At 61.8% G+C, this 21,992-nt stretch carries 17 protein-coding genes and 3 pseudogenes; 8 read left to right on the top strand and 12 right to left on the bottom strand.

Annotated elements, in window-relative coordinates:
• The first annotated feature begins 42 nt into the window (after positions 1-42).
• From SALB1_RS18450 to SALB1_RS18425, 6 genes and pseudogenes are all read left to right on the top strand, one after another.
• Positions 43-360: a carboxymuconolactone decarboxylase family protein gene (locus SALB1_RS18450; RefSeq protein ID WP_109995176.1), complete on the top strand. Its 318-nt coding sequence runs from the start codon at positions 43-45 to the stop codon at positions 358-360.
• Positions 361-401: 41 nt separating this feature from the next.
• Positions 402-986 (top strand): annotated as a pseudogene (locus tag SALB1_RS19670) (isocitrate lyase/phosphoenolpyruvate mutase family protein).
• 607 nt (positions 987-1,593) lie between these two features.
• Positions 1,594-2,643: a tellurite resistance/C4-dicarboxylate transporter family protein gene (locus SALB1_RS18440; protein ID WP_199678869.1), complete on the top strand. Its 1,050-nt coding sequence runs from the start codon at positions 1,594-1,596 to the stop codon at positions 2,641-2,643.
• 157 nt (positions 2,644-2,800) lie between these two features.
• A complete protein-coding gene (locus SALB1_RS18435) occupies positions 2,801-3,226 on the top strand; it encodes an OsmC family protein (RefSeq protein ID WP_109995175.1) in 426 nt (141 codons plus the stop codon).
• A 71-nt stretch (positions 3,227-3,297) separates the two neighbouring features.
• Entirely contained in the window at positions 3,298-3,936 is a 639-nt protein-coding gene (locus tag SALB1_RS18430) for a hypothetical protein (protein WP_109995174.1), read from the top strand.
• A 96-nt stretch (positions 3,937-4,032) separates the two neighbouring features.
• Positions 4,033-4,368, top strand: coding sequence for a high-potential iron-sulfur protein (locus SALB1_RS18425; RefSeq protein WP_109995173.1), 336 nt, complete (start codon positions 4,033-4,035; stop codon positions 4,366-4,368).
• A gap of 399 nt (positions 4,369-4,767) precedes the next feature.
• Here SALB1_RS18425 and moaA read toward each other — a convergent pair whose 3' ends face one another.
• From moaA to SALB1_RS18360, 12 genes and pseudogenes are all read right to left on the bottom strand, one after another.
• Positions 4,768-5,796 carry a GTP 3',8-cyclase MoaA gene (gene moaA, locus SALB1_RS18420; protein WP_109995172.1) on the bottom strand — a complete coding sequence of 343 codons (1,029 nt, stop codon included), beginning with the start codon at positions 5,794-5,796 and terminating at the stop codon, positions 4,768-4,770.
• Between the two features lie 494 nt (positions 5,797-6,290).
• Positions 6,291-7,878, bottom strand: a pseudogene (locus SALB1_RS20040) (4Fe-4S dicluster domain-containing protein).
• Between the two features lie 26 nt (positions 7,879-7,904).
• Positions 7,905-8,378: a Crp/Fnr family transcriptional regulator gene (locus SALB1_RS18405; protein ID WP_109995170.1), complete on the bottom strand. Its 474-nt coding sequence runs from the start codon at positions 8,376-8,378 to the stop codon at positions 7,905-7,907.
• Positions 8,379-8,483: 105 nt separating this feature from the next.
• Positions 8,484-8,945 (bottom strand): hypothetical protein, encoded by a 462-nt coding sequence (locus SALB1_RS18400; protein ID WP_109995169.1) that lies wholly within the window; start codon positions 8,943-8,945, stop codon positions 8,484-8,486.
• On the bottom strand, positions 8,942-10,444 hold the full coding sequence (locus tag SALB1_RS18395) for a glutamate synthase subunit beta (RefSeq protein WP_109995168.1): 1,503 nt from the start codon (positions 10,442-10,444) through the stop codon (positions 8,942-8,944). Before SALB1_RS18395 ends, SALB1_RS18400 begins: the two co-directional genes overlap by 4 nt.
• A complete protein-coding gene (gltB, locus tag SALB1_RS18390; RefSeq protein WP_109995167.1) occupies positions 10,441-14,916 on the bottom strand; it encodes a glutamate synthase large subunit in 4,476 nt (1,491 codons plus the stop codon). Before gltB ends, SALB1_RS18395 begins: the two co-directional genes overlap by 4 nt.
• Positions 14,917-15,522: 606 nt before the next feature.
• On the bottom strand, positions 15,523-16,056 hold the full coding sequence (locus tag SALB1_RS18385; protein WP_158590817.1) for a hypothetical protein: 534 nt from the start codon (positions 16,054-16,056) through the stop codon (positions 15,523-15,525).
• Positions 16,026-16,234 (bottom strand): annotated as a pseudogene (locus SALB1_RS20035) (GDCCVxC domain-containing (seleno)protein). Before SALB1_RS20035 ends, SALB1_RS18385 begins: the two are co-directional and overlap by 31 nt.
• A gap of 38 nt (positions 16,235-16,272) precedes the next feature.
• Positions 16,273-16,908 carry a peroxiredoxin gene (locus tag SALB1_RS18375; protein ID WP_109995165.1) on the bottom strand — a complete coding sequence of 212 codons (636 nt, stop codon included), beginning with the start codon at positions 16,906-16,908 and terminating at the stop codon, positions 16,273-16,275.
• A 151-nt stretch (positions 16,909-17,059) separates the two neighbouring features.
• Positions 17,060-19,885: an aconitate hydratase AcnA gene (gene acnA / locus SALB1_RS18370; protein WP_109995164.1), complete on the bottom strand. Its 2,826-nt coding sequence runs from the start codon at positions 19,883-19,885 to the stop codon at positions 17,060-17,062.
• Positions 19,886-20,019: 134 nt separating this feature from the next.
• Positions 20,020-20,475 carry a carboxymuconolactone decarboxylase family protein gene (locus SALB1_RS18365; RefSeq protein ID WP_109995163.1) on the bottom strand — a complete coding sequence of 152 codons (456 nt, stop codon included), beginning with the start codon at positions 20,473-20,475 and terminating at the stop codon, positions 20,020-20,022.
• Between the two features lie 123 nt (positions 20,476-20,598).
• Positions 20,599-20,802, bottom strand: a complete 204-nt coding sequence (locus tag SALB1_RS18360; protein WP_109995162.1) for a DUF3565 domain-containing protein — start codon at positions 20,800-20,802, stop codon at positions 20,599-20,601.
• 82 nt (positions 20,803-20,884) lie between these two features.
• On the opposite strand from SALB1_RS18360, the gene SALB1_RS19115 reads away from it, so the two are divergent.
• Together SALB1_RS19115 and SALB1_RS18355 are read left to right on the top strand one after the other, a co-directional pair.
• A complete protein-coding gene (locus SALB1_RS19115) occupies positions 20,885-21,037 on the top strand; it encodes a hypothetical protein (RefSeq protein ID WP_158590816.1) in 153 nt (50 codons plus the stop codon).
• A 6-nt stretch (positions 21,038-21,043) separates the two neighbouring features.
• Positions 21,044-21,991 carry a nitronate monooxygenase family protein gene (locus SALB1_RS18355; protein ID WP_109995161.1) on the top strand — a complete coding sequence of 316 codons (948 nt, stop codon included), beginning with the start codon at positions 21,044-21,046 and terminating at the stop codon, positions 21,989-21,991.
• The last annotated feature ends 1 nt before the right edge of the window (position 21,992 follow it).

Below are 21,992 nucleotides of genomic sequence, written 5' to 3'. Positions count from 1 at the left end.
TACGGTTGTAGAGAGATATTGTTCAGGCAGCGAGTGAACGACATGACACAAACACCGAGACAGCATCGCCAGCAGCTCGCCCCCCATATCGAGGACGCATGGCGCCATTTTAGCAAGACGGTTTTCGCGCCGGGGGCGCTGGATGCGAAGACAAAGCAACTGATCGCGGTTGCGGTTGCCCATGTGACCCAGTGTCCTTATTGCATTCGTAGTCACGCCCCGGCCGCCAAGCGTGAGGGTGCGACCGAAGCCGAACTGATGGAAGCTATTTGGGTGGCCGCAGAGATGCGTGCCGGCGGCGCGGTCGCCCATTCGCATCTGGCGTTCGACGCGTTCAAAGGCGAGAGTGGATCGAAATAGCCGCGCCGAGCCCGGCGCGGGCCACTAGTCGGAGGCCGGTAATGATACGAGCAGCCGCCAGTCAGGCAGAACAGGCGCAGCTTTTGCGTTCGTATTATCGGCCCGGCAACCTGTTGATTCTGCCCAACGTCTGGGATGCCGCGAGCGCGCGGGCGGTGGAGAAGGCTGGATTTGCAGCGATAGCGACCGGCAGTGCCGGCATTGCGGCGGTTCTCGGCTACGCCGACCACGAGGCAGCCCCGGTAGGCGAGATGTTCGATATGGCCAAGCGGATCGCACGCGTGACGACACTGCCGGTCACCGTCGATGCCGAGGCCGGCGACGGACTTGAGCCGGCGGAGTTGGTCGAGCGCCTGAAATCGTTCGGCGCCGCCGGTTGTAACCTCTAGGATTCCGATCACGGTGCCGGCGGTCTCCGCGATGCGGTTCTCCAGGCGGAATACCTGGCGGCAGTTCGCGCAGCGGCAGTCGCGGCGGGCGTCGTTCTGGTCATCAAGGCCCGCGTGGATGTGTTCTCGCAGGGCCGTGGTGAGCCCGCCGAGCAGGTCGCCGAGGCGATACAGCGCGGTCAGCGCTACCTTGAGTCCGGTGCCGACTGCATTTACCCAATCCTTGTCGAAGACTAGCAGGCCATCAATGAATTGATGGTAGCCTTCGACGGGCGAATCAACCTGCTTTGCCGGCCTCACGGTCCGGGCTTTGCCCGGCTTGTCGACATCGACCCGGTCCGAATCTCGTTCGGGCCGGCGCTGCATCGGGCAGCTCGGGCAGCGCACGCCGCGCGGCTCGAGTACATTGCTGCCGGTCGCGAGCCATTTGAATAGCGCTATCGTTGCGATCTGAAACCCGAGTCGCAAACCCTTGCCATGAATCAGAGGCTGCTTGATTCTAGGGAATACTTGGCGGCTTGCTGCGGGATCAGCGCGATGGGAAAGCGGCCCGCAATGCGGTGCGTGAGATGGTGGTCAAATAGCGCAACCGTGTCGTGCGCCTGGCGTGGCGGGAGCCCGATTCGGCGGCATGGTGCGTTCCGCCGGTGCCGGTCACACCACGGCACCGGCGGAAACGAGCCGAAACGTTTGTGACGGTGATAAAGGGCGAATCGGGTTTCAAACCGATGTGGTGGTTCCCTCACACGGTTTCCGAATGACGGGAGACGCGGCGACGATGATCCGAGCGGTACGGCCGGGTAGGCTATCCGGATCATATTGGTTAATCGCCGAGGGGTGCCTCGTGAAATTGTTAACCGCCGCCGCACGCGATCTGCCGCCGGCATATTTTGCCCTGGTGATGGCGACCGGCATCATTTCGATTGCCGCGCATATGTTGGGTCTGCATCTTGTCGGCCGTGCGCTGTTATACCTCAACGGAGTGTTCTACGCCGTCCTATGGCTGCTCAATGGTCTGCGCTTGACCTGGTTTACCCGCCGCATGCTTGCCGATATGACCGATGCGGCCCGCGGGCCAGGCTATTTTACGTGGATCGCGGCGACCAGCGTGTTGGGCGGCCAGTGCGTGGCGATCGAATATGCCTATTGGGTCGCGACTGCACTTTTTGTGCTCGCCAGCCTGCTGTGGCTTGGCTTGAGCTATACCGTGTTGGCGAGCCTGGCGATCAGGTCGGACAAGTCAACGCTCGCCAGCGGCATCAATGGTGGTTGGTTGCTCATCGTGGTCGCCACCCAGTCGATCGCAGTGCTCGCAGCCGATATTGGCGCTCATTGGCCGCAACCGTTTCGGCTCGATTTGAATTTTCTTGCGCTGGCAATGTGGCTGGCCGGCGGCATGCTCTATGTCTGGGTGAGCACGCTCATCTTCTATCGCTATTTCTTTTTCGAACTGGTGCCGGCCGATCTGATGCCGACCTACTGGATCGATATGGGCGCGACCGCGATCTCCACACTCGCCGGGTCGCTACTTATTACGAACAGCGCACACGCGCCTTATTTACATTCAGTAAGACCGTTTCTCGAGGGCATGACGGTGTTCTACTGGGCCGTCGGGAGTTGGTGGATTCCACTGCTGTTGTTGCTTGGTTTCTGGCAGCACGTCATCCGACGTGTTCCGCTCGTCTATAACCCGCTGTATTGGGGACTAGTGTTTCCCCTTGGCATGTACGCGGCTGCTACCGAACACATGAGTCGATCCATGAAGCTGTCGTTCTTGTGGTTCATTCCAGATATCTTTTTCTGTCTCGCCCTGCTGGCGTGGGGGATCACGCTGTTCGGACTGCTCCGGCACATGGCGGTGGCCGGTAAATCCGCGGCGCGCGGTCCGTCCTAAGAATTGGGTCGAAAATCGCCCAGCGTCAGTCGGGGCGTGGCGTTGGTGCGCTGATAGCCCTGATACCCGGAGAAATCTAGTGCCGGCTTGATGCGCATCAAGGTTTGCTCGCGTGCCCTGCATTACGCTTGGTTACAAATCACAAGGCGAGATCCCGATGAAGCGTAATGCAGCAGCCGTCTGGGAAGGCGGCATTAAGAACGGCAAGGGGACGATCTCTGCCGAAAGCGGACTAATCTCTGGCGCACCGTATTCTTTTGGTAACCGCTTCGAACACCGAGCCGGTACCAGTCCCGAAGAGCTGTTGGCGGCGGCGCATGCCAGCTGTTATTCCATGGCGCTGTCGCTGGTACTGGGCGAATCGGGTCTCACGGCGGAGCGGATTGATACCACGGCGACGGTTACCGTCGAGCCGGACAACGGTGGCTTCACGATTACCTCGGTACATCTAGACGTACATGCGCGGATACCGGGTGCCGATCAGGAGGCGTTCGGGGCGGCGGCCGATGGTGCCAAAGTGGGCTGTCCGGTCTCCAAGCTGTTCAATGCTGACATCACCCTTGAGGCGAGGCTGGAATCCTAATGGCGTGTATGCACAATCGCGACTGAGCTAAGCGGCATCTATCGAACAATAACTATCTAACGAGAACCGAAATGAGTTTCCCGGAATTTTTCGACCATGCGCCAACTGTGCAGGTGCGCGATCCTTTGGCACAGCTGCTCGGCGCGACCGATACCGGCCTGATCGAGTATCGCTATGAGGACGCGGTACGGTTGGCCGGGCATTCCTGCCCGACCGTGGCGGGTGCTTTCCTGGCCGGTCGCGCAGCGCTTGCCGCACTCTACCCGGGCGGCCCGGCTGAGCGCGGTGCGATTGCCGTACATATGCCGGCACCGGCCACGCATGGCACCGTCGGCGTGGTTGCGCAAATATTCACGCTATTGACGGGCGCGGCGGGTGATGGCGGCTTCAGAGGCATCGGTGGCCGATTTGCGCGCAACGGCCTGCTGAGTTTCGCCACAAGTGCTACATCTGAGGAAAACACGGTTTGCGTCACCCGTGTTGATACCGCCGCAGCGGTGGCGGTCGCGTTTCATGTGGACGCGGTGCCGGTTACCGCCAACCTGCACGAGTTGATGGCACTCGTGATGCAAAATCGCGCGGATGCCGAGCAACAGGCGGCGTTCGGCGCCGCTTGGCAAGACAGGGTTCGGCGGATGCTGACCGAGCACGCCGACGATCCGGCGGTTATTCGTGTCACCGATCGGATGCTAGAGACCGATAATGCATAGAGTCGCGCTGTGGTCGGACTATGGTTTGCTCTTGTCTGGAAGCATAGTGCGCCGCTTGCCGGACGTCCTGACTCTCAACAGCGAACGAGAGAACTGATGAAAAGCAAGGTGGAAAACCCGTCACGGCGCCAATTTCTGGTTTCGGCCGTGCGTGCCTGTGTTGGAACGATCGCTTTGGGATTCTGCGCTGTGGATTCGGTCGCGCTCGCGGCGCCGGCGAAGGTTTCTGAGCATGGGGCCTTTGCCAAACAGCTTCACTATCGGGAAGACGCGACTCAGGAAACGGCCAGCAGATACAAGAAAGGCGAAGTATGCGCCAACTGCGTCTTCTACCGAGGCAAGGACGGTGATCAGTACGGCCCGTGTGAGATTTTCGGTGGCAAGCTGGTTAACGCCGACGGGTGGTGTACGGCGTATCGTGCAAAGTCGTAGACGCAATCATTTCCGGACAAACCCCAGGCGTCGGACATCAGGATCAATAAGAGCTTGAGCAATAGATACCCGAATCCAGCGTTAGCTTCGCAGTGCGCGGATGCGTCTTGAAATTCTATGGGAATGCAAGCTGTAGAAGGATTTAGACGGGTTGAATGGCAGGCTGTTTCGACTTCCCATTGGGGTTGTCGACCGGACGTTTTCGATTGTGTGGTCTCAACACAATATGCACGGCTCGAGTTGGCTCACACCGTTTGTCCTCTTCATGCGGCGATCGAGCGCTCTGACGTCTGAAGTAGCGCTGCAGGATGTGGACGCGCACTTTGCGGTAGAGCCCCAGATGTACTCTACGTCATTGATGTGGTTGAGATTGTATCGCGGAAGACGTGCCGGCGGTGATTATCCCCCGATATAGGACATCTCGACGCGGCTGTTAAAGCCCGCGTGGCGATGAGTCGTTTCTTCGCTTCGGCGCTCGGAATAACGATCGTCACGAATGTTCCAGATGCTGCCAAGCAGAGTAGCCAGGTCCGCGTCAGTGGCACCGGAGCGCAGCGACGTGCGTAGGTCGTGGCCGCGCAGACCAAATAGACAAGTATAGAGTTCTCCAATAGCCGACAGACGCGCTCGCGTGCAGCCGCCGCAAAACGGCATCGAGACCGAGGCGATGATGCCGATCTCGCCCGCGCCGTCGTCGTAGCGCCAGCGGTTAGCGGTCTCACCGGGCTGGGTGGCCGGCTGCCGAGTAATGGCATGACGGGTTCGGATGGTGTCCATGATTTCACGGGCCGACACCACATCGTCCAAGCGCCAGCCGTTGGTGGCACCGACGTCCATGTATTCGATAAAGCGCAGCACCACCTCCGTATGTCGGAAGGCCTCGGCCATCGGCAAAATCTGATCGTCATTCACGCCGCGTTGGATGACGCAGTTGACCTTGACCGGCGACAGGCCACCGCCGGTCGCATTATCAATGGCCTCGAGCACCTTGGACGTCGGGAAGCCGACGTCGTTGATTGCCTTGAATCTTCGATCATCGATCGCATCCAGACTCAGAGTGACGCGATTTAATCCGGCAGCCTTGAGCTCGCGGGCGCGCTTAGCAGTCAGCAAAGAGCCGTTGGTGGTAAGGCAGATATCGTCTATACCGTTGACCGTCGCCAGACGCGAGATAAGCACATCGATATTACGGCGCAGCAACGGTTCGCCACCTGTCAGCCGCAACTTGGTCACACCCAATCCGGCGGCGATGCGGCTGACCCGCTCGATTTCGTCGAAATCGAGTAGCTCATTCCCCGGGAGGAAAAAATGCTCGGCGCCGAACAGTTCCCGTGGCATGCAGTAAGTGCAGCGAAAATTACAGCGATCGGTTAGCGAAATACGTAGATCCCGCAACGGTCGGTTGAACGTGTCGGTGAGGATCGGCATCACGTGGCCAGAGTACTATGCGCAGCCGCTGTGGGCTGTTCTTCGCGCAAGTGGTGCGCTGCCTGTGACCTACGAACCGAGGAAGACAACCTCTGAATCATATTTTGGACTCCAGTGAGAATAACTTGAATGTTCCGTGAAAAGTCGATAGGGACCCGGAGAATCGAGTGATAGTTCCAGTCTCGATAAACGCGTCGTGCTTGATCACCAAGCCGAAATCACTGACTTTGATCCCCGACGCATAGGTATCGTTTGTCAGCTGCGAGCGAATATGGAGCTCGTCGATCGTTGTGGTTCAGTCAATCAAATTGACCGCCACGTCGTGATTGATCAAAGGTCAGCGGTCGCAGTTATTTGTGATGTAGGGCACATCCGATGTTCGATCCGGTTCCACTGGCTTGTGCCCGGCGGTAAGCGACGCATGTACTTCGTGCACTTCAACTCATCGATCACGTTTCGTAACTCATGGATACTGAATAGCTTGAGTGGTAAGTTCATAAATTATAGCAATTTGGCATAGATCCGCCTTCCGACGTAATCCAGTTGATATTTTCGGCAGTGAAAGGCGTTGATCTTGAGGTCCAGCGCGCCCTGTGAATCTTTGACAATTTCATGGACTGCCGCCGGGCAATAACGGGTGCACGGGTTGCCGTATTTGACCGAGCAGCGGGTCACGCAGATTTCGGGGTCGGCAACCTGCAGATGCACTGGCTGATCTTCGTCGTGTTCGGCCTGGGCGGTAATACAACGAGGCTAGCCGATCGCGCGGCGCCAGATCGCGCTTGCCATAGCCCTGCGTTTCGTCGGGCGTGGCGCTTTCCAGTTCAGATAGTTTTTGTGTTGCGAGATGGTCGGTGTGATTGGTCAGCGTCCAGGGCGATCGGCCTTTGACCGCGGTTTCCCAGACCGCGTTGGCCAGACCGAACCACTTGCCCTTCATGAGACCTGGACGGATGTTGCGGACTTGCTTGAATTCGCGGGCGACATCGGAGGTTCTCGGTGCGGGGTTGTAGCCCTTGGCCTCGCCGGTCGCGACAATATGGTCGGCGGCGATGATGCCCGAGCGCATCGCGGTATGGATGCCCTTGATCTTGGGCACGTTCAGCGTGCCGCAGCCGGCGTCGCCGACGATGATCGCGCCGGGCATTTCCATTTCGGTAACGACTGCCAGCCGCCCTCGACCAGCGCACGGGAACCGAACGACACAATGTCGCCGCTCTTGAGTAGCGGCTTGATCTTCGGATGATGCTTGAACTGCTGGAATGCCTCGAAGGGGCTGAAACGTGGATCGGCATAATCGAGACCAACCGCGAAACCGATGGCGATGCGGTCGTCGTCCAGATGATAGATGAAGCTGCCGCCATGGGTGTCGTTGCTCAACGGCCAGCCGATGGTGTGCTGGATCAAGCCCGGCTGGGCGCGGTCTTCCAGCTCTTTCCAGAGCTCCTTCAAGCCGATGCCGTAGGTCTGGGAGTCGCAGTCCTTGTAGAGCTCGAAATGTTTGATCAGTTGCTTGGTGCAGTTGCCGCGACAGCCTTCGGCTAAGATCGTAATCGTGGCATGAATCTCGATGCCGGGCGCGTAGCTGTTTTTCTTGTGGCCCTGGCGGTCCAGGCCCATATCCGGTGTACGCACGCCCTTGACTACGCCGTTGTCGTCGAACGCGGCTTCGGCTGCATAAAAACCCGGGTGGATTTCGACCCCCAGCGCTTCGGCCTTGGGCGCCAGCCAGGCCATCATGTTGGCGATCGAGACGATGACGTTGCCATGGTTTTTCTGCTGCGGCGGTGTCGGTCGTTTGTGTGCGCCGTCTTTTTTCAGCATCCAGAATTCATCGGCGACCGCTTCCACGCAGATCGAGGGCGGGTCGTCGCGCCAGTCGGGCAGGAACTCGTCGAGCGGACGGGTCTCGATTACGGCACCGGCCAGGCTGTGCGCGCCGACTTCGGAGGCTTTTTCCAACACGCAGACATGTTTGTCGGCATCTTTGGGTTTGATACGAATCGCGGTGGCCAGGCCGGCCCGACCCGCACCGACGACCAGTGCGTCGCAGGCCGTCACATCGCGCGATATATTCGTCATGAGTCCCTCCCGGGGACCGGTCGGATTCAGGCAAAACCAGGCGGTCGCCATTCGTTCATCATTTTTTCCCGGGCATACTCCAAGCGCCGGGACATCAGGGCGGAGAAGCGTTTGAGCAATGCATAGCCGAACTCGGCATCTGCTTCGCAATGCGCCAAGATCGCCTCTCCGTCGAATTCAATGACGTGGCCCGGTTCTTCGACTCGGGCCTGGAAATGCCAAGAGTAGGGTGGGATCAGCCATGACCAGCCCAGAATTTTGCCCGGGCCCAGGCTTTGCAACTCGAGTGACGGGCCCTCGATGGCGACGACCTCGATGCTGATACAGCCGTGTTGCAGCAGATAGAACCGGTCGGCGCGCTGGCCATGATGAAACAGAATGTCGTCCTTGTGGATTTGTCGCTGACTGGCGCAGCCGGCCAGAAATGTGATCGCCGTTGGCGGCAGTCCTGTGAAGAAGGCCTCTGTCAAGAGATCGCTTTCAATCGATGAATCGGTCATGGGTTCGCGCCTCGTCTTTGTTATGGGGTATTCGAAAAGCATCGCGGGTACGCCTTTATGCTTGCAAGCAGGCGCGTGCGGGCGACTTCGCCAGGCGAGCACCATTCAGAAGCCATGGCTACCGGCGGTGGCGGCGGCGATGATGATCACAGCCAGACCCAACAACACAGCGTGCAGCGCGTGGAAACGTCGCCATGCGATCGCCGGATCCTGCCCGACAAAAATCAGGCGCTGTAAAACCCCCAAGGGTTCAATCACGAAGAGGATCATCGCGAAGACAAGCCAGTAGCCGATCATCGCGTCCAGCCACCAGAACGATAGTTGACCCAGGACCCGCCACAGATCAAAAGCCCACAGGAGATAGATCCCCGAAGCGCCGACCAGGACCACTGCCAGGCGTGCTTGCGGTGCGAAACGGCGTTCGATGGCGCTCAGCAGGGCGTGTGATTGGTCGTTGAACTCGGCACGCAGCGCGGGCAGCAGCACCAACGTCACGAACGCGAGGCCACCGATCCACCATAGGACCGCCAGTAGGTGTACGGCGATGGCGAGCCCCGGCCACGTCATCCCGTTAGATCCCAGCTGTCGGGTTGTAGCGGCCGATGCGAGGTGCGCAGGCTGGGCGGCAGACGCGAGGTGCCGGCCAGGTATTGGTCGATCGAGCGGGCGAGATCGCGGCCTTCGCCGATCGCCCAGACCAGCAGTGAGTGCCCCATATTGCAGTCGCCGCCAGCGAACACGCCGGGCACAGAGGTCATCATTTGGCCGTCGGTGGCAAAGGTGCCGTTGTCGTCGAGTGCCAGTTCCGGGGCGTTCAGCGCCTCGGTCTGGGGGCGTGAAAAACCGATGGCTACCAGCACCAGCTCGGTGGGCAGCCGTCGATCGGCTTCGTGGACGTGTTTGTCGACGCGGCGACCGCGTTGATCGCGGACCCAGCGCACGCGCTCGGTGTGCAGACAGTCCACATGACCGTTGCCGTCGTTATCCTCGAAAGCCAGCGTGTCGAGTGAGAATTCGTCGTCGGCGCCTTCGGCCAGCGCATAGCTGGTTTTATAGGTGCGTGCCACGAGCGGCCAGGGATTGTCGTCTGCGCGCTCGCGCGGCGGTCGTTCGTTGATATTGATCTGGGTGACGCTGGCCGCACCCTGGCGTAGTGCAGTGGCCACGCAGTCGGCGCCGGTGTCGCCGCCGCCCAGCACGATGACGTTGCGACCGGCTGCGTCCGGGCCCTCGGTCTGCTCGCGCCCGGCCTGGCGGCGGTTTTCGCGTACCAGATAGGGCATGGCGAAATGGATTCCATCCAGCTCGCGTCCGGGTAACTCGACATCGCGCGGATGCAGCGCGCCGATGGTCAGGCCCACGGCGTCGTGGCCGGCGCGTAGTTCGCTCAACGACACGTCGCGCCCGAGTTCGGTACTGCAGCGAAACACAATACCCTCGGCCGTAAGCTGGCCGATACGGCGTTCCAGCTTGTCCTTGCTGAACTTGAAGTCAGGGATGCCGTAGCAGACCAGCCCGCCGGGCGCGTCATCGCGCTCAAAGACCGTGACCCGGTGACCGGCGCGGTTGAGCTGTTGCGCGCAGGCCAGACCGGCGGGCCCGCTGCCGACCACCGCGACGCGCAGCCCGCTGCGCTCAGGCGGCGGTTGGGGCACGATCCAGCCGGCCTCCCAGCCGCGGTCGACGATCGCGCGCTCGAGATCCTTGATCGTGACCGGCTGCAGGTTGTAGTTCAGTGTACAGGCGTCCTCGCAGGGCGCCGGGCAGGCATAGCCGGTGAACTCGGGGAAGTTGTTGGTCGCGTGCAGGCGGGCCAGGGCGGTACGCCAGTCGCCGCGGCTGACCAGATCGTTCCAGTCTGGAATGATGTTGCCGATCGGACAGCCCGACGTGCAGGTGGGGACACCGCAGTCCATACAGCGCGTGGCCTGTTCCCGCAGCTGCAACTCGTCCCAATCGGGGGCGTAGATTTCCTGATGGTCCTGGCGGCGCTTGGCCGGTGCGCGGTAGCCGATCGGCTCGCGGTCGTGCTGGCGATAGCCGCCGGGATGGTTTTCATTGCTCATGATGTCTCCCCGTCAGCGACAGCGTCCCCGGCAGCCGGCGGCAAGGCCACACGCGGGTCGTTGCCCGCCGCGACTTGTTCAGCGACGGCCTCGGCATAACCGACCGGGGTGATCTTGCACAGCCGTTCAGCGCGGTCCGGCCATTGCACCAACAGATCATCGGCGATCCGGCTGCCGGTGTAATACGACTGGTTGCGCAGCAACCGCTCGACGAGCGCGAGATCGCGCGGTTCTGAGAGCGCCTCGACCTGAAAACCGTCGTCCAATGAATCGAGCGCAGCGTGCGCATCGGCCGGCAGAAAGACCTCCCCGCCGCTCATGCCGGCCGCAAAGTTACGCCCGAGGCGGCCGAGGATCAGCACCGCGCCGCCGGTCATGTACTCGCAGGCATGATCGCCGCATCCTTCCACCACCGCCAGGACGCCGGAATTGCGCACGCCAAAGCGTTCGCCGGCCGCACCCTGGGCATAGAACTCACCGCCGGTGGCGCCGTAGAGCGCGGCGTTACCGAGAATGACGCTGGCGTCAGGATCAAAACCGGCGTCGGCGGGCGCGCGCAGGATGAGGCGCCCGCCGGACAAACCCTTGCCGGCGTAATCGTTGGCTGCACCAATCACTTGGATTTGTATGCCGCGGTTGACGAAGGCACCCAGGCTTTGGCCCGCAACGCCGTCCAGAACAAGACGCAGGGTGGCGTCCGGCAGGCCCGCACTGCCGTGGCGATGGGTCAGCCAATAACTGAGGCGCGTGCCGACGCTGCGGTCGCGGTTGTCGATGCAGTCGTTGATCGTGACGGATTCGCCGCGTTCCAGTGCTGGCCGAGCGCGTTCGATGAACGCGGTATCCACGCGGTCTGCGGCGCGTTGCTGCGGCAGCGCCCGACAACGGCGGTCGTCGTCGCCCTCGGGCTGCCGCAGTACGCAGCTCAGGTTTAGGCCGTGCAGGTCGGCCGCATCCGCGTCCACTTGTGCCAGTAGATCGACCCGGCCGATGATCTCGTCCAGGCTGCGCGCGCCGAGGGCGGCCAAATGCCCGCGTACGTCGGCCGCGATGAAACGCATGAGGTTGACAATATGCTCGGGCTGGCCAGGGAACAGCTTGCGCAATTCCGGATCCTGGGTGGCGACTCCGACCGAGCAGGTGTTGCAGTGGCATTTGCGCAGCATGATGCAGCCCACGGCAATCACCGCGGCCATGCCGAAACCGTAGGCTTCCGCGCCTAGAAGGGCGGCAACCACGACGTCGCGACCGGTCTTGAGACCGCCGTCGGTTCGCAGGTGGACGCGCGAGCGCAGCCGATTGGCCACCAGCACCTGCTGGGCTTCGGCCAGCCCCAGTTCCCACGGCAAGCCGGCGGATTTGATGGAGGTCTTGGCCGCCGCACCGGTGCCGCCGGCATCACCGGCGATGAGAATGGCATCGGCGCCGGCCTTGACCACGCCGGCGGCAATCGTACCGACGCCCGGCGCAGAGACCAGCTTGACCTGGATTTCGGCGTTCGGATTGGCGGCGCGCAGGTCGTGGATCAACTGCGCCAGGTCCTCGATCGAGTAGATGTCATGATGCGGCGGTGGTGAGATCAGACCGACGCCCGGCGTCATATGGCGCAGTTCGGCCACCAAGCCGGCCACCTTGTGGCCGGGTAGCTGGCCGCCTTCGCCCGGCTTGGCACCCTGCGCCATCTTGATCTCGATCTGCTCCGCCGCGGCTAGATAGGCGGCGGTGACCCCGAACCGTCCGCTGGCGATCTGCTTGTTGCGACATTCGCGCTCGGTGCCGAAACGTTCCTCCTGCTCGCCACCCTCGCCGGTGTGGGCGATACCGCCGACCCGGTTCATGCCGATAGCGATGGTTTCGTGCGCCTCGGGTGACAATGCGCCCAGCGACATCGAACCGGAGAAAAAGCGCCGGGTGATGGCGTTGACGGGCTCGACCTGTTCCAAGGGGACGGCGTCGGTGACCTTGAACGCCAGCAGGCTGCGCAGATTTCGCGCACCGTCGGCGGGGCGGTCGATGCGCTCGCTGAACGCGCGGTAGGCGCGTTCGTCATGGGTACGCACCGCGGTCTGCAACAAGCCCAGCGTATCCGGATCCCAGTCGTGGTGTTCGCCGTCGCGACGCCAGTACAGTTCGCCGCCGTTGGCCAGTCGCGGTGTGTCCGGCAGCGGCGGCGCCCAGGCCGCCGCATGATCTTCGCGCAGGCTCGCTTCGAGTTGCGCAAAGTCGCTGCCGCCGATTCGGCTAATACTGCCGGTGAAGCAGCGATCGATGACCTCGGGCGCCAAACCGAGCGCTTCGAACAACTGCGCACCCTTGTAGCTTTCCAGGGTGCTGATGCCCATCTTGGACATGACCTTGAGCAGTCCGTCCTCGAGGCCGTGCAGATAACGCGGGAGTGCAGCGTCCTCGCCGGTCAGGGCGCCGACGCTGGCCAGCGCTAGGTAGGGGTTGACGCCGTCCGCGCCGAAACCAAACAGGGTACATATATGGTGGACGGTGGCCGCATCGCCGATTTCGGCGATCAAGGCCACGCGCAGACGCAGATCGTGGACCAGCAAATGCTGGTGCACTGCGCCCACGGCCAGCAACCCCGGAATGGGCAATCGGCTAGCGCCGCTCGCGCGGTCCGAGAGTACCAGCAGGGCGACGCCGTCGCGTGCAGCGGTCTCGGCTTTGGTGCATAGCGCGTCGAGCGCATCCGGCAGCGATTGCTCGGGCGTGAACGTGGCATCCAGCGTGTCGTGGGCAAAGCCACGTGCCTGAAGGCCACGCAGTGCGGCCAACTCGCCGTTAGTCAGCAGCGGCGAGTCGAGATGGATACGGCGGCAATGGGCGCGGGACGCGGACAGCAGGTTGCGCTGTGGGCCGATATCGCTTTCCAGCGAGGTGACCAAGCGCTCGCGCAGGTAGTCGATAGGCGGGTTGGAGACCTGCGCGAACAACTGCTTGAAATAGCCGTAGACATTGCGCGGCGTAGCCGAGAGCACCGCCGGTGGCGCATCGTCGCCCATCGCGCCGATTGGGTCCTTACTGTCTTCGGCGAGTGGGCGCAAGAGGTGCTCCAGCGCCTCCCAGGAATAGCCTGCCGCTCGCTGGTGGGATTCCAGATCCGGCAGGTCTGGTGTGCGCTCGCAGTCGCGCCCTGGGGCAAAACTGGCGAGCCGGGGGCGCCCCGCCAGCCATTTTGCGTAATGCGCGCCGCGAAAGCGTTGCTGCATGGTTTCGGCGTCGAGCAGGCCGCCGGCGGCCGGATCCACGACCAGCATCTGACCGGGTCCGAGCCGCGCGCGCTCACGGATATTGGTAGCCGGCTGATCCAGCACGCCGGCCTCGCTGGCCAGGATCAGCCGGCCGTCGTGGGTGAGGTCGTAGCGGCAAGGCCGGAAGCCGTTGCGATCGAGCACCGCGACTACGCGCTCACCGTCGCTGCCGACCACCAACGCTGGGCCGTCCCAAGGCTCGATCAGGTTGGCGTGATAGTCATACCACGCGCGGCGTGCTGGCTCCATGGTGAGGTCGTTGTGCCAGGCTTCCGGAACCAGCATCCGTAACGAATGCTCCAGACTGCGCCCGCCGGCCATTAAAAGTTCGAGAGCGGCGTCCAACAGCTCGGTATCGCTGACCCCGGTTTCCACCAGAGGCCGCAGGGCGCGCAACTCGGCGCCGATCTCGGGATGGTCGAGATCGGCTTCGCGATCGCGCAGACGATTGAAGTTGGCCCGATAGGTATTGATCTCGCCGTTGTGCACGATTACGCGGTGGGGGTGCGCGCGCGCCCAGCTGCCCAGAGTATTGGTGGAGAAACGCGAATGCGCCAGGGCGAGGGCCGTGACCACGACCGGATCAGACAGATCCGGATAATAGCGGCGCAGCTGTGGATTGGTTAGCAGGCCCTTGTAGACGATTCTGCGCCGATCCAATGAGCAGATATGGAAATAGCAGGCTCCGGGCAAGTCCGCCACTGCTTTGTCCAGCGCCAGCCGCAACACATAACAGCGCCGGTCCAACGCGCGGCCGGTTAGGCCGTCGGCGTGCACCAGAAATAATTGTTGGACGCACGGCTCAGTATCCAGCGCGCCGTGGCCGAGGCCCTCGTTACGGGTCGGCACGTGGCGCCAGCCAAGCGAAACAAAACGCCGAACCGTAAGGACTGTCTCAAGTCGTTGTCGGAGTGTCTGCTGCTGGTCGGGATCGGTGGGCAGAAACAACTGGGCGACGGCATAGGCATCGGTGGCCGGCAGATCATCGATCTCGCGGCGGAAGAGGGCATCCGGTTTCTGCAACATCACGCCGGCGCCGTCGCCGGTGTTCTCTTCGGCGCCGCGCGCGCCGCGATGATCCAACCGTTCCAGCACTTGCAGTGCGTCGCTCAGAATCTGATGACTGGCACGGCCTTGCAGATCGACCACCGCACCGACGCCGCAATTGGCTCTGGATCGCAACTCGGGATGGAATTCGGGTGCTCCTGTCATCGGCGTACTGCTGCGTGTTGTGCGATTCGCATAGGTGCTCCGGCTGGGCGGTTAGGGCATTCGGCGATGCGCCGGACCGTCAGCTAATAACGGCTCACGCATCCAAGGACGAGCGTCAGTGCGCTAGAAAGCGCGCCCGGTCGCCAGTCGTCAGAATTGAACGTACTTCGCTACGCCCGCTACACCAATCTATGGGTCATTCGCGCGGCGTGCCTTGATTCATGTCAAGGGGAGCGGGAAAAGTGCGGGGTGATATCGAGGGTTCCTTGGGTAGGTCGGCGCTCGGCTCGACATCCGGGCGTTGAACTGAACCCGACCCGTTATACTCGATTTCACGTGCGGGTCGTGCCAAACGATATTGTTTAGCGCGTTGCCTATTGGAATAGGCTCTTAATTAAGCATTTTCAGGGGGAGACCGCATCTTGGATAACGGGGTACTCGACCAGCCGCAAACTACACGCACCAAACTCAGCGAGTCGCGAAAAGGCCAAAGCGACTTGAAATCGGGGCTTTCAAATGTCGAGCAAGCGATCATCGGATTAGGCGCGGATTTAGCTCCCGACAGCGACTGACAGAATAAATTCGACGTGCGGGTAAAGTTGAGGGTCAACGGTTTGGGGCAATGCGCCCTGTTCGCATCACGTAGTATACCGCTGGCCTAGTCTTCCAGCGCGATACCGTGATCGGCGCACCACGGGCGAAGGACAGACTCCGACCCGTTTTGCTCATAGGTCTACCACGCGTTAGCCCGTCTTGATGGATCAATAGCGCTTTGAAGTGCGCGCAGGCGTCCGACTGGTTGAATATCGCCCGGACCTGCTCGAAGCCTTCCGGGAGATACTTGCGGGCAAATGCCATCGCCAACGGCTTGCCGAGGCCGAGATCGTTCTTATACGGGATCGTGATATAGCGGTCGGCATCGTCGATATGCTCGGGTAACTCGTCGCTCACGTCGGCATTGTCGCTCTGCCAATAGATCGCCCCGGTCGTGCGGTCGAGAAACGCCGCGTGCTCCATATGCGAGCCGGAGCCGACGAAATCGAGCGCGTCGCGCAGTCTGAGAAGGATAAGGCAACGTGGCTTTCGGGACGGCTCATGCCGGTCGCCGCTCAGGTGTGCTGCTGCCGGACCGGCGGACACGCCACCGAGCCAAAGGAACAAAACACACAGCAATCGCCTAGTTTGGGGCGCGCGAGCACCTGGCACTGACGGCCTTGATAGTAGAGCCAGCAGGCCCCGGCCCGGTCGGCATGGTTTCCTGCTGGGCAAAGCCGCAGTCCGGGCACGTCAGCCCGGATTCGAGCATCACAGTACTCATACTCGTACCCACGATATTTTTTGTGGTGTGAGTTGGTTCTATTTGTTCGGCTGCTTGATCATGCGCAAATAGGGTTTGAGCTCGTCCCAGCCGTCTGGGAATAACTCCTTGGCCTCGTCGTTTGACAGCGCCGGCGAGATGATCACATCGTCACCGTCGTTCCAGTTCGCCGGGGTGGTGACTTTGTAATTGTCGGTCAGTTGTAGCGAGTCGATCACCCGCAGAATCTCGGCGAAGTTACGACCGGCGCTCTTCGGGTAGGTCAGAGTCATGCGAATTTTCTTTTTGGGATCGATGATGAACACCGAGCGCACGGTCGAGGTGTCGCCGGCGTTGGGGTGGATCATGTCGTAGAGCTCTGCGACCTTGTGTTCCGGATCGCCAATAACCGGGAAATTGACCGCGTTGCCCTGGGTTTCTTCGATATCCTGTGACCAGTTGCGGTGGTCTTCCACCGAATCGACCGATACGACGATCGCTTTGGTATCGCGCTGGGCGAATGCCGCCTTGAGCCCGCCCACGGCACCCAGCTCGGTTGTGCATACCGGCGTAAAGTCAGCCGGGTGTGACATCAGCATGCACCACGAATCGCCTATCCATTCGTGAAAATGGATCGTGCCTTCGGTGGTTTCAGCTGTGAAATCGGGTGCGGTCTCTCCGAGCCGTAAACCCATGTGTCTCTCCTGCTCGTGATGTGGGTGCAATTAACCCACCGGTTCATCTATGCTTAAGTATCGGCGAAATGCGCAGAACTCGTTGTTGGATACGCGATTTTGCTATTCGCTCAGGTTCCTTGTGTTGTCTCGACTCATCAGTGGACTATCCTCAGGCCTGACCAGATGCAGTCGATGCATCATTGAGAAGCTCGCGCAACATATAGGGCAGGATACCGCCGTGTCGGTAGTAGCCGGCTTCCGCCGGCGTGTCGATACGCACGCGCGTCTCGAAGTCCCGGGTGTTGCCCTGCGGGTCGGTAGCCTGGACGTGCACGGTGTTTGCCGGCGCGTCGCGCCCCGCCAAACCGGTGATGTCGAATGTCTCCTCGCCGGTCAGACCGAGCGACTCCAAGCTCTCGCCGTCGGCGAACTGCAGTGGTAGCACGCCCATGCCAATCAGATTGGAGCGATGAATGCGCTCGTAGGATTCAGCGATCACGGCCCGCACGCCGAGCAGCGCGGTGCCCTTGGCAGCCCAGTCGCGCGAAGAGCCCGAGCCGTATTCCTTGCCGGCAAGGATCACCAGCGGCGTGTTCCCCCTGGTGTAATTGACGGAGGCCTCAAAGATGGTGGTGACCGGGGCCTCGGACTGCGTGAAGTCGCGGGTATATCCGCCCTCGGTTTCCGGTGCAAGCTGGTTGCGTAGGCGGATGTTGGCGAAAGTGCCGCGGATCATGACCTCGTGGTTGCCGCGGCGCGCGCCATAGGAATTGAAAGCCTGGCGTTCGACGCCGTGCTCGGCCAGGTACTGGCCGGCGGGGGAATCGGGCGCGATCGCACCGGCCGGGCTGATATGATCCGTGGTCACCGAGTCGCCGAGTTTGGCCAGGACGCGCGCGCCGGTGATGTCGGCCAGCGGCTTGGGTTCGCGGCCCATACCATCGAAAAACGGCGGCTGACGGACATAGGTCGACTCAGACTGCCACTGGAAGGTGTCGCCTTCCGGAATATCCATGCCTTGCCAACGCTCGTCGCCGGCATAGATGTCGGCATAGCCTTCGGTGAACATCCCCGCATGAAGATTCTCAGCGATGGTGCGTTCGATCGTTTGGGGCGCGGGCCAGATATCACGTAGATAGACCGGCTGGCCGTCAGCGTCGGTGCCCAGCGGTTCGCGTAACAGATTGACGTGCAGGCTGCCGGCCAGCGCATAGGCCACCACCAGTGGCGGCGAGGCCAGGAAGTTCATCCGACATTCGGGATGGATACGGCCCTCGAAATTGCGGTTGCCCGACAGTACCGAACAGACGGTGAGATCGTTGTCATTGACCGCCGCGCTGACCTCCGGAATGAGCGGACCGGAGTTGCCGATGCAGGTGGTACAGCCGTAGCCGACCAGGTTGAAGCCGAGCTCTTCTAAGTAGGGCGTCAGGCCGGCGCGCTCGATGTAGTCGGTGACGACCCGGGAGCCCGGGGCCAGAGAGGTCTTGACCCACGGCTTGCGGACCAGGCCCTTCTCGACGGCGTTTTTGGCCAGCAGCGCCGCGCCGATCATCACCGACGGGTTGGATGTGTTGGTACAGGAGGTAATCGCGGCGATCACGACCGAGCCATTGTCGATCTCGCACTGGGTGCCGTCATCCAGGGTCACGGTCGCCGGCGTACTTGGCCAGTCGTGGTCATCACCACAGTCGCAAGCGGCGTGCGGTTCGTCGCCGTCGTGAACCTGGCTGATGGAGACTGGGTCACTGGCCGGAAACGACTCTCCTGATGCCTCATCGAGGCCCACGTTCACGGCTTCGGCTTGGGTTTCGCCTTCCAGCAGCGCGCTGACTGCGTGCGGCGCGATGCGTAGCGGCACGCGATCGTGCGGGCGTTTCGGACCGGCGATCGAGGGCTCGACGCGGCCCAAGTCGAGCTCGACGGTCTGCGAATATTCCGGTTCGTGTGCCGGATCATGCCATAGACCCTGCTCTTTCGCGTAGGCCTCGACCAGACGGACCTGATGTTCGGAACGGCCGGTCAGGCGTAGGTACGACAGGGTTTCGTCGTCGATCGGAAAGATCGCACAGGTGGAGCCGTATTCCGGGCTCATGTTGCCGATCGTAGCGCGATTGGCCAATGGCACGTTGGCCACCCCGGGGCCGTAGAATTCGACAAACTTGCCGACCACGCCGGTCGCGCGCAGCAGCTCGGCGACCGTGAGCACCAGATCAGTGGCGGTGGTGCCGGGCTGGAGTTCGCCGGTAAGCTTGAAGCCCACGACCTGGGGCATCAGCAGGCTGATCGGTTGGCCCAGCATGGCGGCCTCGGCCTCGATGCCGCCCACGCCCCATCCAAGCACGCCGAGTCCGTTGACCATGGGTGTGTGCGAATCCGTGCCGACCAGCGTGTCCGGGTAAGCGAGCATGCCGTCGTCGGTCTCGCGCGTGAAAACCGTACGCGCCAGATATTCCAGATTGACCTGATGGCATATGCCGGTATCCGGCGGCACCACTTTGAAGTCGTTGAATGCGTTTTGTCCCCAGCGCAGCAGCTGGTAGCGTTCGGCGTTGCGTTCGAATTCCTTGGTTGCATTGGTCAGGAACGCATCCGGCCGGCCGAAGGCATCGACGATCACGGAATGGTCGATGACGAGCTCGGTGGGGATCTGCGGGTTGATGCGCTGGGCTTGGCCGCCGAAGTCGCCGATCGCATCGCGCATCGCCACCAGATCCACGACGCAGGGTACGCCGGTGAAATCCTGCATCAGCACCCGGGCTGGCGTGTACTGAATTTCCTGTTCGGACACGACTTCCGGCTGCCAGTTCGCCAGCGCCTCGATCTGATCGACGGTGACTAGCCGGCCGTCCTCGTTGCGCAGCAGGTTTTCCAGCATCACCTTGAGGCTGTACGGCAGCCTATCGGCGCCCTTGATACGGTCGAGGCGATAGACGGTATAGGTCGTGTCGTCGACCGTGAGCTGGCTGCGGGTGTCGAAGCTGTTGGAAGTCATAGCAAATCCTGTCGCAAAAATATTTGGTCGCCATGAAGGGGTGTTTCGGCATCGTGGTTTTGCCGAACGGTGAACTACCGGATTGTGGGCGCCTCGCGCACGATCGGACTCTTGGTTCGTGGCGTTCTCACGAATTACGTCACCTGAGGCTGATAGCTGCCGGCTTCCATGCGCGAGCTGATCGCCAGCCGATTCCAGCTATTAATGGCGGTGATGGCAAGGGTCAGATCGAGTAGCTCGTGCTCGTTGAAGTGTTGGGTCGCGTGGTCATAGATTTCGTCGGGAACGTGTGTATCCGCGACCCGCGTGACCGCTTCGGTCCAGGCGAGCGCGGCCCGCTCGCGCTCGCTGTAGAAGGGCGCCTCGCGCCAAGCGTCGAGCACATAGACTCGTTGCTCGGTCTCGCCGGCCACGCGGGCATCCTGGCTGTGCATATCCAGGCAAAAGGCACAGCCGTTGATTTGCGAGGCGCGCATCTTGACCAGTTCCAGCAGCGGCGGCTCCAGACTGCAGCGATGGATATATGCTTCCAGATCGCGTAACGCCCGGATGCCCGGATGCGGTAGATGGTATTCGAATCGGCGTGGCATCAGGCCTCCTGGGTACTGCAAGGCATCTCGGTACGGTTGCTATTGTGCCCAAGCCTGCCTTATGCATCCTTGATTCAAATCAAGTCGCGTATCGCAGAATAGGAAGACCTTGTATGGGCAGGACTACAGATCTTTTGGCGCTCCCTGATCGCACTTTTTGCAATTCAGCTCGAAGCCGAGCATCGATTCTCGTCCCGCCGCGGTCGTCACCCAGGGCCGTTCCACCCACGGCGGGTTATGGCGCACGTGCTGGCAATGGCCGCAGGCGAGTTCGGCCACCCAGTGTTGTTCTTCATCCCGGTGATAGCCGGCGATCGGTTGTCGCATCCGGCGCTTTACCCGCATCTAATGGGCCAGACATCTAGGCTGCTATGGTGTCACCGTATCACTTGCTTGCGGAGACCATCCCGTGTCACAAACGTCCGCTCACAAGCGCAAAGACCTGACACCCGAGCTTGAACAGGCGTGGCGAATTTTCAGCAAGGCGATATTCGCGCCAGGCGCGCTGGCCCATTCGCAACTGGCCTTCGAGGCGTACGACAACGAGGGCCAAGTGGAATAACTACGTATGCACACTGTACTGAACGACATGCTCGGTATCGAACAGCCGCTGCTGCTCGCGCCGATGGGTAACGTGTCCGGCGGCGTGCTGGCCGCTGCGGTGAGCCGTGCGGGCGGTCTCGGTCTGATCGGCGCCGGTTACGGCGACGCTGACTGGCTGGCCCGCGAGTTCGACAACGCGCGCGGTCAGCGTGTGGGCGTGGGCTTTATCACCTGGTCGCTGGCGCGCGAGCCGTCGTTGCTTGATCGGGCGCTAGATTACGAGCCGGCGGCGGTGATGTTCTCGTTTGGCGACTGCACGCCGTATCTGCCCGCCGTACGCCAGGCCGGGGCGAAGATCATCTGTCAGGTGCAGACTGTGGCGCAGGCTCGCGATGCGGCCGCGGCCGGTGCCGACGTGATCGTCGCCCAGGGCACCGAAGGCGGCGGACACGGCGGGGCGCGATCCACATTCACGTTGGTGCCGGCGGTGGTGGATGCCGTGACGCCGACGCCGGTCGTCGCTGCCGGCGGCATCGCCGACGGACGCGGACTGGCGGCAGCAACCCTGCTGGGCGCCGCGGGCGTGCTGATCGGCACCCGGTTTTTCGCCAGCGAGGAAGCGTTGGGCCACGCTAACGCCAAGCGTTTCATCGTCGATAGCCAAGGGGATACCACGCTGCGCACCCGCGTATTCGATATCGTGCGCGGCTATCCTTGGCCCGAGCATATTACCGGTCGTGTGCCGATCAATCGCTTTGCCGCGCAATGGCACGGGCGCGAAGCCGCACTCTATTCGGACCTGGACCGCCAGCAGGCGATCTATCGTCAGGCCACGGCTGAGAGCGATACCGATACGGCCGTGGTGTTTGCCGGCGAGGCGGTCGATCTGATCGATGCGGTCGAGCCGGCGCAGAGCATTGTCGAGCGTATCGTGACGCAGGCCGAAAGCTTGCTTCATGCCGATCGACAATGAG

It is taken from the genome of Salinisphaera sp. LB1 (assembly GCF_003177035.1).
Taxonomy (GTDB): Bacteria; Pseudomonadota; Gammaproteobacteria; order Nevskiales; family Salinisphaeraceae; genus Salinisphaera.
This window is presented reverse-complemented; position numbering and strand designations above follow the sequence as displayed.